At 60.5% G+C, this 13,354-nt stretch carries 16 protein-coding genes; 14 read left to right on the top strand and 2 right to left on the bottom strand.

What is annotated here, in order from left to right; genetic code table 11:
* The first annotated feature begins 30 nt into the window (after positions 1-30).
* Positions 31-1,125 (top strand): iron-sulfur cluster carrier protein ApbC, encoded by a 1,095-nt coding sequence (gene apbC, locus HBR93_RS00975; RefSeq protein ID WP_057439343.1) that lies wholly within the window; start codon positions 31-33, stop codon positions 1,123-1,125.
* A 498-nt stretch (positions 1,126-1,623) separates the two neighbouring features.
* Here the strand turns inward: apbC and fdxA are convergent, their stop codons facing one another.
* Together fdxA and mutS are read right to left on the bottom strand one after the other, a co-directional pair.
* Positions 1,624-1,947, bottom strand: coding sequence for a ferredoxin FdxA (gene fdxA, locus HBR93_RS00970; protein ID WP_003222178.1), 324 nt, complete (start codon positions 1,945-1,947; stop codon positions 1,624-1,626).
* Between the two features lie 142 nt (positions 1,948-2,089).
* Entirely contained in the window at positions 2,090-4,681 is a 2,592-nt protein-coding gene (gene mutS / locus HBR93_RS00965; RefSeq protein ID WP_169959697.1) for a DNA mismatch repair protein MutS, read from the bottom strand.
* A gap of 197 nt (positions 4,682-4,878) precedes the next feature.
* Between mutS and HBR93_RS00960 the strand changes: the two genes are divergently transcribed.
* The 13 genes from HBR93_RS00960 to HBR93_RS00900 all read left to right on the top strand — a co-directional run bounded on the left by HBR93_RS00960 (position 4,879) and on the right by HBR93_RS00900 (position 13,203).
* Positions 4,879-5,607 carry an XRE family transcriptional regulator gene (locus tag HBR93_RS00960; RefSeq protein WP_081044189.1) on the top strand — a complete coding sequence of 243 codons (729 nt, stop codon included), beginning with the start codon at positions 4,879-4,881 and terminating at the stop codon, positions 5,605-5,607.
* Positions 5,608-6,206: 599 nt separating this feature from the next.
* Positions 6,207-6,551 (top strand): phage holin family protein, encoded by a 345-nt coding sequence (locus HBR93_RS00955; RefSeq protein WP_057439345.1) that lies wholly within the window; start codon positions 6,207-6,209, stop codon positions 6,549-6,551.
* Between the two features lie 21 nt (positions 6,552-6,572).
* On the top strand, positions 6,573-7,085 hold the full coding sequence (locus tag HBR93_RS00950; protein WP_115128880.1) for a hypothetical protein: 513 nt from the start codon (positions 6,573-6,575) through the stop codon (positions 7,083-7,085).
* 4 nt (positions 7,086-7,089) lie between these two features.
* Entirely contained in the window at positions 7,090-7,701 is a 612-nt protein-coding gene (locus HBR93_RS00945) for a phage baseplate assembly protein V (protein ID WP_169959696.1), read from the top strand.
* 9 nt (positions 7,702-7,710) lie between these two features.
* Positions 7,711-8,043 (top strand): phage baseplate protein, encoded by a 333-nt coding sequence (locus tag HBR93_RS00940; protein ID WP_038442971.1) that lies wholly within the window; start codon positions 7,711-7,713, stop codon positions 8,041-8,043.
* Positions 8,040-9,035: a baseplate J/gp47 family protein gene (locus HBR93_RS00935; RefSeq protein ID WP_057439348.1), complete on the top strand. Its 996-nt coding sequence runs from the start codon at positions 8,040-8,042 to the stop codon at positions 9,033-9,035. Before HBR93_RS00940 ends, HBR93_RS00935 begins: the two co-directional genes overlap by 4 nt.
* Positions 9,032-9,670, top strand: coding sequence for a phage tail protein I (locus HBR93_RS00930; protein ID WP_057439349.1), 639 nt, complete (start codon positions 9,032-9,034; stop codon positions 9,668-9,670). Before HBR93_RS00935 ends, HBR93_RS00930 begins: the two co-directional genes overlap by 4 nt.
* Positions 9,667-10,200, top strand: coding sequence for a phage tail protein (locus tag HBR93_RS00925; protein ID WP_169954579.1), 534 nt, complete (start codon positions 9,667-9,669; stop codon positions 10,198-10,200). The genes HBR93_RS00930 and HBR93_RS00925 overlap by 4 nt, the downstream gene beginning before the upstream one ends.
* Positions 10,201-10,233: 33 nt before the next feature.
* Positions 10,234-10,986 (top strand): hypothetical protein, encoded by a 753-nt coding sequence (locus HBR93_RS00920; protein WP_169959695.1) that lies wholly within the window; start codon positions 10,234-10,236, stop codon positions 10,984-10,986.
* Between the two features lie 11 nt (positions 10,987-10,997).
* The gene (locus HBR93_RS00915) at positions 10,998-11,234 is read left to right on the top strand and encodes a tail fiber assembly protein (protein WP_169959694.1); all 237 of its coding nucleotides are present in this window, start codon (positions 10,998-11,000) and stop codon (positions 11,232-11,234) included.
* Positions 11,235-11,324: 90 nt separating this feature from the next.
* Positions 11,325-11,528: a hypothetical protein gene (locus HBR93_RS00910; RefSeq protein ID WP_057444703.1), complete on the top strand. Its 204-nt coding sequence runs from the start codon at positions 11,325-11,327 to the stop codon at positions 11,526-11,528.
* Between the two features lie 2 nt (positions 11,529-11,530).
* Positions 11,531-12,697, top strand: coding sequence for a hypothetical protein (locus HBR93_RS00905; RefSeq protein WP_057439351.1), 1,167 nt, complete (start codon positions 11,531-11,533; stop codon positions 12,695-12,697).
* Complete coding sequence (locus HBR93_RS00900; RefSeq protein WP_128593209.1) at positions 12,697-13,203, top strand: phage major tail tube protein; 507 nt, start codon at positions 12,697-12,699, stop codon at positions 13,201-13,203. Before HBR93_RS00905 ends, HBR93_RS00900 begins: the two co-directional genes overlap by 1 nt.
* The last annotated feature ends 151 nt before the right edge of the window (positions 13,204-13,354 follow it).

Here is a 13,354-nt window from a genome sequence, read left to right as displayed (position 1 = left end):
GTTTTAGTCTGTCTTTTCCGGGAGTAGCCCATGAGCGCCGTCAATCGCGCAGCGGTGGAAGCCGTTCTTCGCCAGTACACCGACCCCTACCTGAACCAGGACCCGGTCAGCGCCGGCTGTGTCCGGGCCATTGAGGTGCAGGGCGATCAGGTCACGGTCCAGCTTGAGCTGGGCTACGCCGCAGGCCTGTTCAAGAGTGGCTGGGCGCAGATGCTGCAAATGGCCATTGAAGGCCTGGACGGCGTGCGCTCGGCCAAGGTCGACATCCAGTGTGTGATCGCCGCGCATAAGGCCCAGGCACAGATCCCCGGCCTGGCCAACGTCAAGAACGTGGTGGCGGTGGCGTCCGGCAAGGGCGGCGTGGGCAAGTCGACCACGGCGGCCAACCTGGCCCTGGCCCTGGCCCGTGAAGGTGCGCGGGTGGGCATCCTCGACGCGGATATCTATGGTCCCAGCCAGGGCGTGATGTTTGGCATCGCCGAAGGCTCGCGGCCAAAGATCAAGGACCAGAAGTGGTTCGTGCCGATCCAGGCCCATGGCGTGGAAGTGATGTCGATGGCGTTCCTGACCGATGACAACACCCCGATGGTGTGGCGCGGGCCCATGGTTTCCGGGGCCTTGATGCAACTGGTGATGCAGACCGACTGGGGCAACCTGGACTACCTGGTGATCGACATGCCGCCGGGCACCGGTGATATCCAGCTGACCCTGGCGCAAAAAGTGCCGGTGGCCGGTGCAGTGATTGTCACCACCCCCCAGGACCTGGCGTTGCTGGATGCGCGCAAAGGCGTGGAGATGTTCCGCAAGGTCAACATCCCGGTGCTGGGTGTCGTGGAGAACATGGCGGTACACATCTGCTCCAACTGCGGCCATGCCGAGCATCTGTTCGGTGAAGGCGGCGGCGAAAAGCTCGCCACCCAATATGGCGTTGAGCTGCTGGCTTCGCTGCCGCTGGCGATGGGCATTCGTGAGCAGGCAGATGGTGGCAAGCCGACGGTCGCCGCCGAACCCGATGGGCAGATCGCCATGGTCTATCAGGAACTGGCCCGTCATGTAGGCGCGCGGATTGTCTTGCAGGAAGCCGGTGCCCAGGCAATGCCGACCATCACTGTCAGCGACGACTGATCGACCTGAAGGCAGACAAGCCTCGACCCTGTCGGGGCTTTTTCTTGTCTGGCGTAAACCTTTTGGGAGGGTGGGTGCGCATTTCCCTAATGGACGGTGTAAGCATTCGCTTACTTTTTCGTAAGTGTTTGGTTTTTTAACCGGACCTGGATGCCTCGAATCACCTGGACATATTTCTATATTATTGAAATATAACGCTTATTTATTTGTGGTCGAGAGCGGCGGCGGGGTGTGCTTGGGAATGGATCCCGTTGAACTTGTCTGGGAAGTCTCTACTATCAGCCCTGTGTCCACGGATTGACACAGTCATCACGGAACGATGATTCAGGGAACCTCGCAGGATGCGATTCATCAGGACGATGAAAAGGAACACAGGGACTAGGGAAAAAATGTGGGCGGGTCAAACCGCCCCTTTTTTTTGCCTGCAGAAAAGTAAAAGACCCGCGCGCAAAAACGCAAAAAGGCCCGCAAGGGGCCTTTTAGAGGGGCGCGACGCTGTTAGCGTTCGAGGTCTTTGATCTTGCCTTTAACGCCATCCCACTCTTCCGCATCTGGAAGCGATTCTTTCTTTTCAGTGATGTTGGGCCAGATTTCCGCCAGCTCGACGTTCAACTGAATAAATTCCTGCATGTCCTCCGGGACTTCATCCTCGGAGAAAATCGCAACGGCCGGGCATTCTGGCTCACACAGGGCGCAGTCAATGCACTCATCCGGGTGGATTACCAGGAAGTTCGGGCCTTCGTAAAAGCAGTCCACCGGACACACTTCTACGCAGTCGGTGTACTTGCACTTGATGCAGTTGTCGGTGACGACGAAGGTCATTTCTAGTTTTCTCCTCAGGCGGCGGCAGCGAAACCCCTTCTGGCAGGGCTCGCGAGGTTTGGGAGCGATAGTCTGCAGGCCAGGCTAAAAGCCCGCAGCATCCCAAACCGCGCGAGATTCTATCAGCTTGCACGCGTCTGCGTTAGACCCGTGTCTTCAGTGCATAGAGCAATTCCAACGCTTTTCGTGGAGTCAAGTCGTCCAGGTCAAGCTTTGCCAACTCATCCAGTACCGGGTGGGGCAGGCTGGCGAACATATCGCTCTGCATGGGCACACCCGGTTTGCTGGTGGCCTTGGCTGGGCTTGCAACCACGGTTTCGTGGGGCAGGGCGGTGGTTTCCAGGCGGCTGAGGTGCTCGCGGGCGCGCAGGATCACATCGTTCGGCACACCGGCCAACTGGGCCACGGCCAGGCCGTAACTCTGGCTGGCCGGCCCTGGCAGCACATGGTGCAGGAACACGATGCGCTCGTTGTGCTCGGTGGCATTGAGATGCACGTTAGCCACCAACGGCTCGCTTTCCGGCAGCACGGTCAGTTCGAAATAGTGGGTGGCGAACAGCGTGTAGGCCCGCAGGTGGGCCAGGCGCTCGGCAGCAGCCCAGGCCAGGGACAGGCCGTCGAAGGTACTGGTGCCGCGCCCCACTTCGTCCATCAGCACCAGGCTGCGGTCGCTGGCGTTGTGCAGGATATTGGCGGTTTCGCTCATTTCCACCATAAAGGTCGAACGGCCACCGGCCAGGTCATCGCTGGAACCGATCCGGGTGAAGATGCGGTCTACCAGGGACAGCTCGCAACTGGCCGCCGGCACAAAGCTGCCGATATGCGCCAGCAGCACGATCAAGGCGGTCTGGCGCATGTAGGTGGATTTACCGCCCATGTTCGGACCGGTGATCACCAGCATGCGGGTATCGTCGTCTAGCGACAGATCGTTGGCCACGAACGGTGTGGTCAGCACTTGCTCCACCACCGGGTGGCGACCCTGGACGATGCGCATGCACGGCTCGCTGACAAAACGCGGGCAGTTCAGGTCAAGGTTCAGGGCGCGCTCGGCAAGGTTGCTCAACACATCCAGCTCGGCCAGGGCCGCTGCGGTGTCCTGCAGCGGTGCCAGCTTGCCGATCAGGTCCTCGAGCAGGGCTTCATAGAGCATTTTTTCCCGGGCCAGGGCGCGGCTCTTGGCCGACAGCGCCTTGTCTTCGAATTCTTTGAGCTCGGGTGTAATAAAGCGCTCGGCACCTTTAAGGGTCTGGCGACGCTGGTAATCGATAGGTGCCTGCTCGGCCTGCTTGCTTGGCAACTCAATGAAGTAGCCGTGCACACGGTTGTAGCCGACCTTCAGGTTGGCCAGGCCGGTGCGGGCTTTTTCGCGGGCTTCCAGGTCGATCAGGAACTGCCCGGCGTTCTCGCTCAAGGCTTGCAGCTCATCCAGCTCGCTGTCGTAACCGGTCTTCAGCACGCCGCCGTCGCGGATGATCGCGGGCGGGTTGTCAATAATGGCTTTTTCCAGCAGCGCAGCCAGTTCCGGGTAGGTGCCGGCCGTGACAGCAAGTTGTTGCAGGTGCGGCGCGTCCAGTTCGGTCATCGCCTGTTGCAACTCGGGCAGCACGCCCAGCGCGTCACGCAGGCGCGCCAGGTCACGCGGGCGGGCGTTACGCAGGCCGATCCGCGCAAGAATCCGCTCGATATCACCGATTTCCTTGAGCTGCGGTTGCAGCTTTTCAAAGCGGTAGCCGTCCAGCAGGCAGGTAATGGACGACTGGCGCGCCTGCAATACGGTCAAGTCGCGCAGCGGACGGTTCAGCCAACGGGTCAGCAGACGGCTGCCCATGGCGGTCTGGCAACGGTCCACCACCGACTGCAGGGTATTGTCGCGCCCGCCGGCCAGGTTGGTGTCCAGCTCCAGATTGCGCCGGCTGGCGCCATCGAGCACCACCGTATCGTCCAGGCGCTCATGGCGCAGGCTGCGCAAATGCGGCAGGGCGGTGCGCTGGGTTTCCTTGGCGTAATTGAGCAGGCAACCGGCGGCGCCGATGGCCAGGGTCAGGGTCTCGCAACCAAAACCCTTCAGATCCTGTACGGAGAATTGCTGGCACAGACTTTTCAGCGCCGAATCGCGCTCAAAATCCCACGGCGCACGGCGCTTGGCCCCACGGCGTTTTTCCGCCGGCAGATCCTTTGGCCAATCATCCGGGATCATCAGCTCCACCGGATTGATGCGCTCCAACTCCGCCAGCAGGTTCTCCCAGCCCTTGATTTCCAGGACCGTGAAGTTGCCACTGGTGATATCCAGCACCGCCAGGCCGAACAACCGCTCGTCCCCCAGCACCGCCGCGATCAGGTTGTCGCGCCGCTCATCCAGCAGCGCCTCATCACTCACCGTCCCCGGGGTAATGATGCGCACCACCTGACGCTCCACCGGCCCCTTGCTGGTCGCCGGGTCGCCGATCTGCTCACAGATCACCACCGACTCACCGAGCTTGACCAGCTTGGCCAGATAACCTTCCAACGAATGATAAGGAATCCCGCACATCGGAATCGCCTGCCCAGCCGACTGCCCGCGCGCGGTCAGGGTGATATCCAGCAGCTTGGCGGCCTTCTTCGCGTCTTCATAGAAGATCTCGTAGAAGTCGCCCATGCGATAGAACATCAACTGATCAGGGTGCTGGTTTTTCAGGCGCCAGTACTGCTGCATCATTGGGGTGTGGGAGGACAGATCGGACGTGTTTTTACTCATTGGGTAGTAGGCAAATTCGTTGAAAGTGATGGGGCAAAGGGGGCGCTTGGCCCAGCATTTTTTGCGATGGCGGCAAGGTTAACATGCAAGGTCCGTGCTTCGCAGTTCACAAACGGCCAGTACATCCACATACCCCATGCACAAAATATGCAAATTAGCATTTGCCAACCCCAAAAACTCCCGTCACTATCCCCGTTATGCAAAAACGCAACGTTTCAATCGTCTTAAGAGAGCTGCTCGATCGCGACGGGATCTCCCCCACGGAGCTTCACCGGCGTACCGGCGTGCCTCAATCCACTCTGTCACGGATTCTCAGCGGCAAGATCGTTGATCCGTCGGACAAGCACATCTCGCGTATCGCCGATTACTTCCGGGTGAGCACCGACCAGTTGCGCGGGCGCGCGGGGTCGGCGTGGCAGGATGAGCGCGACCCGATGCATTCGGAGCTCAAGGATATAAGCCTGTGGGACGACGACACGCCCGTTAATGATGACGAGGTGTCGATCCCCTTTTTGCGCGAGGTTGAATTGGCTGCTGGATCAGGAAGATTCGTCATCGAGGAAAGCGAGAAGGCCAGCCTGCGTTTTGGTAAGCGCAGCCTGCGGCATAACGGTGTGCAGTTCGACCAGGCCAAGTGTGTGACGGTACGCGGCAACAGCATGCTGCCGGTGTTGCGTGATGGCGCCACGGTGGGGGTGAATGCCGGCAAGAGCGGGATCGGCGATATCGTCGATGGCGACTTGTATGCCATCAATCACAACGGTCAATTGCGGGTCAAACAGCTCTATCGTCTGCCTTCGGGGATCCGCCTGCGCAGTTTCAATCGTGATGAGCACCCGGATGAGGACTACAGCTTCCAGGATATCCAGGAAGAGCAGATCAGCATCCTCGGTCACGTTTTCTGGTGGGGCATGTACGCCCGCTAACCCTTCTCTGTAAGAAACAGCCCGCCTGAGAGCGGGCTTTTTTTCGCCTATGGAAAACCGCCCAGGGCCCACCACTCAAGGGGTTTATGCGCCAATGCATTATCCGAGTAAAAATAAATGCATTTGTGCATTGACTGTATATGCATACATGCATATTCTCCATCTCAAGCCAGCCAACAAGGTCTGGTGGAGGCGGCAAGGATGCTGCCAAGGAAGACAAGGAAGGCACGCAACACTGGCATGGACGCCACCGAGTGATGGCAAGGACGCCAGGCAACACCGGCAAGGATGCCGACGCTCTTTAGTTTCACGGTTTACAACAGGCAGCGATGAACCGGCCTTGACGGTTCAGAGGGTTGGCAACTGACCCGGGTGTGCAGCGTAAAGCACCACAAGCAGTTATCCGGCAGACAGGGATCGTGGTCGGAAAAACATCGAGGAAAGATCCGTACCGCGCCAGTAGCGCCGAAAGATCCAAGGACCGCATTACTGAAAAGCCCGGGCTACCGGGCTTTTTGGAATGCCTACCGACACACCCATCCATCTATTTATCAAAGCACCGGCCACCTGCCGGTTTTACGCATTCCAGGAGGCGTGACATGACAAACGAGCAGCAAGCGTTGGCAGAAATGCCTATCTGGCTGGTGATTATTCTGGCCCTGATCGGCGGCGTGTCCGGGGAGATGTGGCGCGCCGACAAGGAGGGTGCCCGCGGTTGGTCGCTGGTCCGCCGCCTGGCCCTGCGTTCCGGGGCGTGCATGGTGTGCGGGGTGTCGGCGTTGATGCTGCTGTACGCCGCCGGCATGTCGATCTGGACGGCGGGCGCCCTCGGCTGCCTGACCGCCATGGCCGGTGCCGACGTCGCCATCGGCCTCTACGAGCGCTGGGCCGCCAAGCGCATCGGGGTGAATGAGCCGCCCGGTTCGCCCCCGGACTCAAAGTGATCGTTGCAAGGAAGCCACACCATGACCCTCATTGAAAAACCGTCACAACTGCCAATAGCCATCGGCCAGGCCCTGCGTAAGGCGTTCCCGGCGTTACGGGTGGGCAGCCCGCCGGGCATCCTGGCGGCGGATGAAACCGCCGTGGCAATCACAGTCGAGCGTAATGGCCCGGGCGTACGTTCCCTTGAAGGACGCAAGGCCCATGTGTTGTCGATCTCGCTCAAGGTCATGGCCGCCGAAGGCGCGCAAGCTTTTGACGCCTGTGACCTGGCGAGCCGGCTGATGGACCTGGTGCTGGATAACCGTTGGCAGTTGCCGGCGGCCCAGTGCGATGTGCCAGTCAACATTGTCGCGCTGCCATCGACCCTGGCGGGGGCCGACACCCAGTACGACAGTTGGACCGTGTCCTTCAACCAAACCCTCTACATCGGCCCGCCGCTGCTGGACGACCCTATGGGCAAGCCGCTGTTTGCCCGCACCTGGGAGGTGTCGAATATCGACGACCCCGATCAATACCGGCCCCTGCAGGAGTAGCCCCATGTTCGACGCACTGTTACGCCTGCAATTGGCGCCCATCGTCGAGCGCCTGGCGCAGATGGAAACCCAGCTTGAAGACCTCTATCGGCGGGCCGAGAGTTTTTGCCGGATCGGCGTGTGTCATGAGGTCGACGCGGCCAGCAATACCTGCAAGGTCAGGCATGGCGAGTTGCTGACCCCGGCGATTCGCTTTTTCAACCCCAGCGCCGGGGCGCAGACCGAAACGCGGATCCCCACGGTGGGGGAGCAATGCCTGCTGCTCAACTACGGCGGCGGCGAGGGCGGGGGGCAGTCGGTGGCGCTGTTTGGCCTGAACAGTGATCGCTTCCCGCCGCTGTCCAGTGTCGCCAGCCTGACGAGTCGGCGTTACCCGGACGGCACGCAAAGCGCCTACGACGCCGCCGGTCATGTGCTGGATTGGAGCAACGGCCCCACGGCATTCACTGGCTCTCGCGAGCAGGTGGAAATGAGTCTGGGCGCTGCCCGTTTGGTCATGACCGCCGCAAACATCAGCGTGCACGTCGGTGCAGTCGGCCTGCTGCTGGATGCGTCCGGCGTTCACTTGAGTGGCCCGGTGGTGGACCACCAGGGTCGAGTTATCAGCACGGCATAAGGATTTGCCATGATCGGAATAGAGAGAAACACCGGAGCCGTGGTGGACGACTGGCCGCAATTTGTCCAGCGCGCCACCCGGGCCCTGACCACACCTTTGGGCACACGGCAGAAACGCCCGCTGTACGGTTCGCTGATCCCGCAACTGCTGGGGCAGAACCTGGGCGACGACCTGTTGATCCTCGCCCAAAGCCACGCTGCCCAGGCTTTTTACAACCCACAGAACGGCATCGCCGATTTTGTTCCGCAAGTCATCGTCGCCAATCGCCAGGGCGCTGGCCTGTTGCTGCGGTTTGCCGGCACCTGGAAAAACCGCAAGCAATCCTTCGAGGTGGTGACATGAGCATGTTGATCCCCGGGCAGAACCAATTGGCGCCGCCCGACCTGATCGCCGTCGACGAGTTCGAGCCGCTGTTGGCGCAGTTCAAGGCGTTTGTCGTCGACTATGTCGCCGCCCGCGCCCCGCAAAGCGCGGCCAAGCTCAAGGTCAGCCTGGATAACGAAAGCGAGTTGCTGACCCTGGCCCTGGAAGCGTTTTGTGTGCGCCTGCAAACCCATGAGCGCAAGTACAACGCGCGCATCCAGCAGATGCTGGCGTGGTGGGCCACCGGCAGCAACCTGGATGCGCGCCTGGCCGATATGGGCCTGGAGCGCCAGGTGCTCGACCCCGGCGACCCGGCGGCATTCCCGCCCGTGCCGCCGACCCTGGAAAGCGATGATGATGCTCGTCTGCGTTACTACCTGGCCCCCCACGCACCGGCTGCCGGTTCGCGCATGCAGTATCGGCGCGAGGTCTTTACCCTCGGCGAGCGGCCGGCGGTGAAAGTCCACGGTACGGCTGCGGGGGTGGTGACGGTCAGCTATACCTTCGACCCGGATGGCTATGCCGCCCAGGTCAAGGACGGCAACGCCCGGCGCACCGCGCCTGGGCAAGTCATGGTCACCGTGCTGTCCCGCACCGGCAATGGCACGCCGTCGGCGGATTTGCTTGAAGGGGTGCGGCGCCATTTCGCCCGGCCCGATGTACGCCCGGAAACCGATTGGGTCACGGTGCAGGGCGCGCAGATCGTGCCGTACAAGATCCGCGTGGTGGCCAAGATCAACGCCGGCCCGGACTCGGGGCTGACACAAGTGGCGGCCCAGCAGTTGCTGCAGACCTATGCCGAGTCCTGTCACTGCCTGGAAGGGCGCGTGGACCCGAGCTGGATCGACTACACCATCCACACCGCCGGGGCGGCGCAGCTGGAGATTCTCGAGCCGCTGGCGCCGATCATCACCACGGCGTTCCAGGCCCCGTATTGCACGGGTGTCGAGGTGGAGGTGCGCAGCTTATGACTGAACAATCTCCCAGCCTGTTGCCTGCCAACAGCTCACCGCTGGAGAAGGCTTTGGACCTGGGCTTTGGTCGACTGCTCGAACGGGTCGTCCCGCCCTTCCCGGCGCTGATGAACCCGCTGCAAACGCCTGCGCCGTTCCTGCCTTACCTGGCCGCCGACCGTGGCGTCAGTGAGTGGAATGCCTCTGCCGATGAAACCGAAAAACGCCTCACGGTGGCGCTGTCCTGGCAAATCCAGCGCCAGGCCGGTACGCCCAAGGCGTTGAGCCACGCGGTCGAATCCCTGGGGTTTACCCCCAATATTCTGGCCTGGTACCAACAGCGCCCACAGGCCCAGCCCTACACCTTCGACGTGCAGGCGATCATCGGGCGCAGTTGGTCCAGTGGCGACCACAACCGCTTGATCCGCCGTATCAACGCGGCCAAGAGCGAGCGCGACCTAGCCACCATCACCCTGGTGCATGAAGTGCACGGTGGGCTGCCGATGACCGGCGCCGCCCACCGGGCGTTGAGCGACGGCGAGTTGTCGCTGTGGGGCGCGCTGCCGGAACTGATGCTCAGTTCAAGGCTTAACAGTGCGGGCGTGGCCCAGCACTACACCATTAACGACTACGACCTCAGGGCGCAGCCATGACCGATGACATCACACGCCTGGTGCGCTTCACCTCCAAGGGATTGGATGAAGTGCTGCAGGCAAAGAACCAAGGCTTGAAAGGCGAAATCACCCACATCGCCGCCGGCACCGGCCGCTACAACCCCACCGGCAACGAAACCGCCCTGCGCAATGAGCGCCAGCGGGTGGCGATTGTGGACTACGAAGACCTGGGCCAGCGCCAACTGCGCATGGCCGCGCTGTTTGATGGCGATGGCGAGTATGAGATTGGCGAGTTTGGGTTTTATCTCGCCAGTGGGACGTTGTTGGCCGTGTATTCGGTGGCGGGGCAGTTGCTGACGTATAAGGCGGCGGCTGCTCGGGTGCTGCAGAAGTTTACGTTGGATATTTCGCCGTTGCCGGCGGATAGCGTCACCGTGATCGTGGGCTCGGAAAACCTCAACATCCTAATGGTGGATGAGTTGGCGTCGCTCTCGGCGGCCAGCATCGACAATATGGCGCGAGGAGTCGGAGTTTTATTTCGATTGATGGCGCTTGAAGCGAAGGCTTAACACAAGATCAATGCACTACAAGGAGTTTAAACATTGAGTACTGAACAGCAATTGGCCGCGGTTGTCAGCGCGGCAAATAATCTGACGGGTGTTGTGACGGGCAAGATTGGCGAGATTGATAAAGCCCTTGAGGCGGCACAGCGAACTTACCGTGAACAGATCGCAAGTTTGGATCAGCGATTGCCCAGGCTGGCGCTTACGCAAAATTTTAGTATGGCGCCGGATGCCACAGGCAATTTGATCCAGGGATGGGATATCCATCAGCAGGTAACTACAACGAAATTGCGGGCAATCACTACTGTTTCTCAGAAAGCTGGGCGCCCCCAAGCAGATATCGATTTTATGCTACAAGTCCAAGCTGATGTTCGGGAACAGTTTCCTGATTTTGATATTAGGGCCTCTGAATATTGGAGAAATGTTATTCATGTCTGGCAAATGAAATGGTCGAGTACTACGGCAGGTACTTGGCTCGCTTATCCAAGGTCAGCCGATGACGGAAAGTTAAGTGGTGGCCGCCCGTTGATTCTGAACTCGAGCCTGACGATAGGTGCTTTTGTTCGGATTGTTGAAGGGGAGGTTAATAACGCGTGGTGTACAGGGGCCGTAAAGGGCAAGTGGCGTTGGTGTTCAGTAGTCATGCAACCGACTCATATGTTTGGCCATTACTGGTTTATCCACCCAATGTGTATCACGGCAGATGGGGTCGTTGAGGTCATGCTTGCAGGCGCCTGTACGGGTGTCGTTACTCATCCCTCTGATTGGTCATACATGTTGGCTTTGGATTAAGGAGAACGTTAATGAAACCTGTTTTTACACTTGCTGAACTGCATCCTCTGATTAAGTGGGCGGAAATCCGAGCGTCCCGAGACGCCGATCTTTCCGCCAGCGATTATGCGGCAATGCCTGATTACCCCATGGCGGATAAAGACCGCCCGGTGTTCGTCGCCTACCGCAAGGCACTGCGCGATATCCCCGACCAGGGCGCCGACCCGGACGCCGTGATCTGGCCTGAAAAGCCGGCCTTCCTGAAGTAATTCACCCCACCGCGACAGCGGTTTTTTTTCGCTCGCCCAAAGCCCCTCCCGCAGGGGCTTTGCGCTTTTTGCATCCGGAGAATTCCCCCCATGGCCAACCGCCAAACCTACACCGTCCTCATCCCATTCCCCACCGGAGGTGGCCACTGGTCCGCCGTCGGCCAGGAACTGGACCTGCTGGACGTCGAAGCAACCGCCCTGCGCACCGCCGGCCGCCTGGAATTGACCAGCGTGCTGGCTGCCGCCCAAGACACCCCACCGGCCAAGAAGGCCGTCACCAAGAAGGCTGAATAATCATGGCTGAGGTTTTGAACTTCGAGCATAACGGCATCACCGTCAATGCCAGCGAATCCCCCGAGGCCATGGGTGGCCTGGGTGACAACGTGATCGGTCTGGTCGGCACCGCGCCCAATGCGCACCTGTCGATCCCGAAAAACGCCCCGTTTCGCATCAACAGCTTCACCGCCCAGGCGCTGCTGGACCCGACCGGCGCCGAGTCGGGCACGCTGTTTCATGCGGTGTACCAGATCCTCAAAGTGGTCAAGGTGCCGGTGTATGTGGTTATCGTCGAAGAGGGCGCGACCCCGGCCGATACCCTCAACAACGTGATCGGCGGCAACGAGCCGGTAACCGGTCGCAAACTGGGCCTCGCGGCGCTGAGCAGCGTCCCCGAAGACCTGACCATCATCGGCGCCCCGGGCTTCACCGGGACCAAAGCGGTGGCCGGTGAATTTGCCGCGTTCGGCAAGCGCATCAAGGCCCGTGTGGTGCTGGACGGCAAAGACGCCAGCGTCGCCGACCAAGTGACCTACAGCGGCGAGCTGGGTGGTGCCGACCTGGGTTTCGACCGCTGCTTGCTGGTGCACAACATGCCGTCGGTGTACTCCAAGGCGGCGAAGAAAAACGTATTCCTCGCGCCGTCGTCCCTGGCCATCGCCGCATTGGCCAAGGTCAAGCAATGGGAAAGCCCGGGCAACCAGGTGACCTTCGCCGAAGACGTGTCCCGCGTGGTCGAGTACAACATCCTCGACACCTCCACCGAAGGCGACCTGCTCAACCGTTACGGCGTGAGCTACTACGCGCGCACCATCCTCGGTGGCTTCTCGCTGCTGGGTAACCGCTCCATCACCGGCAAGTTCATCAGCTATGTCGGCCTGGAAGACGCCATCAGCCGCAAGCTGGTCAAGGCCGGGCAGAAAGCCATGGCACACAACCTGACCAAGTCGTTCATGGACCAGGAGGTCAAGCGCATCAACGACTGGCTGCAAACCCTGGTGGCCGACGAAACCATCCCTGGCGGCAGTGTGTATCTGCACCCGGAACTCAACAGTGTCGAGAAGTACAAGAACGGCACCTGGTTCATCGTGATCGACTACGGCCGCTACGCGCCGAACGAACACATGGTTTATCAACTCAATGCCCGCGATGAAATCATCGAGCAGTTCCTGGAGGACGTTCTCTAATGTTTACCAACCGAGTCAGACAGGCCATTGCGGCGACCCTCCAAGGCCTGCCGCTGTCGGCGACTGTCGAGGAATTCACCCCGCCGAAGATCGAATTCGAGATGGAGTCCATGTCCGGCGGGCGCTTTATCGCCGAGGAAATGGCCAAGAGTGCCAAGGTGCTCAGCGCCAAGCTGGTGCTGCAAGGCGCCGGTCCCGAAATCATGCTGGCCCTGGGCGTGCGCCTGGGCGAAGACATTCTGCTCAACGTGCGCGAAGCGGGTCAGGACCAGGACGGCAAGACCTACTTCACCTACCACACCGTCGGCGGCAAGCTCAAATCCCTGGAGGAAGCCAAGCTGAAGATGGGCGAAAAGGCCACCACCACCCTGGACCTGTCCTGCCGCACCTACCATCGCCTGGACAACGGCGTGCCGGTGATCGACATCGACGTGCGCACCCAGAAGTTTGTGCTCAACGGCGTCGACATCCTCGGCGATGCCCGGCGTGCGGTGTTGATGCCGTAAGCCCTTCCACAAATCGGAAATAGGCACGGCCAGTGTGGGAGCTGGCTTGCCTGCGATAGCGGTCTACCAGTGACAAATGAGGCTGCTGACACAGCGCGATCGCAGGCAAGCCAGATTCCACATTGACCGTGTCCACGTGTTCAACATTGTT

Source organism: Pseudomonas sp. WS 5411 (genome assembly GCF_012985595.1).
GTDB lineage: Bacteria > Pseudomonadota > Gammaproteobacteria > Pseudomonadales > Pseudomonadaceae > Aquipseudomonas > Aquipseudomonas shahriarae.
Note: the sequence above shows the minus strand (reverse complement) of the source record. Positions and strands in the feature narration are given on the sequence as shown.

Excerpts from the sequence above, each read along its gene's own strand:
- apbC (WP_057439343.1), top strand. The coding sequence starts at position 31 with ATGAGCGCCGTCAATCGCGCAGCGGTGGAAGCCGTTCTTCGCCAGTAC.
- fdxA (WP_003222178.1), bottom strand. The coding sequence starts at position 1,947 with ATGACCTTCGTCGTCACCGACAACTGCATCAAGTGCAAGTACACCGAC.
- mutS (WP_169959697.1), bottom strand. The coding sequence starts at position 4,681 with ATGAGTAAAAACACGTCCGATCTGTCCTCCCACACCCCAATGATGCAG.
- HBR93_RS00960 (WP_081044189.1), top strand. The coding sequence starts at position 4,879 with ATGCAAAAACGCAACGTTTCAATCGTCTTAAGAGAGCTGCTCGATCGC.
- HBR93_RS00955 (WP_057439345.1), top strand. The coding sequence starts at position 6,207 with ATGACAAACGAGCAGCAAGCGTTGGCAGAAATGCCTATCTGGCTGGTG.
- HBR93_RS00950 (WP_115128880.1), top strand. The coding sequence starts at position 6,573 with ATGACCCTCATTGAAAAACCGTCACAACTGCCAATAGCCATCGGCCAG.
- HBR93_RS00945 (WP_169959696.1), top strand. The coding sequence starts at position 7,090 with ATGTTCGACGCACTGTTACGCCTGCAATTGGCGCCCATCGTCGAGCGC.
- HBR93_RS00940 (WP_038442971.1), top strand. The coding sequence starts at position 7,711 with ATGATCGGAATAGAGAGAAACACCGGAGCCGTGGTGGACGACTGGCCG.
- HBR93_RS00935 (WP_057439348.1), top strand. The coding sequence starts at position 8,040 with ATGAGCATGTTGATCCCCGGGCAGAACCAATTGGCGCCGCCCGACCTG.
- HBR93_RS00930 (WP_057439349.1), top strand. The coding sequence starts at position 9,032 with ATGACTGAACAATCTCCCAGCCTGTTGCCTGCCAACAGCTCACCGCTG.
- HBR93_RS00925 (WP_169954579.1), top strand. The coding sequence starts at position 9,667 with ATGACCGATGACATCACACGCCTGGTGCGCTTCACCTCCAAGGGATTG.
- HBR93_RS00915 (WP_169959694.1), top strand. The coding sequence starts at position 10,998 with ATGAAACCTGTTTTTACACTTGCTGAACTGCATCCTCTGATTAAGTGG.
- HBR93_RS00910 (WP_057444703.1), top strand. The coding sequence starts at position 11,325 with ATGGCCAACCGCCAAACCTACACCGTCCTCATCCCATTCCCCACCGGA.
- HBR93_RS00905 (WP_057439351.1), top strand. The coding sequence starts at position 11,531 with ATGGCTGAGGTTTTGAACTTCGAGCATAACGGCATCACCGTCAATGCC.
- HBR93_RS00900 (WP_128593209.1), top strand. The coding sequence starts at position 12,697 with ATGTTTACCAACCGAGTCAGACAGGCCATTGCGGCGACCCTCCAAGGC.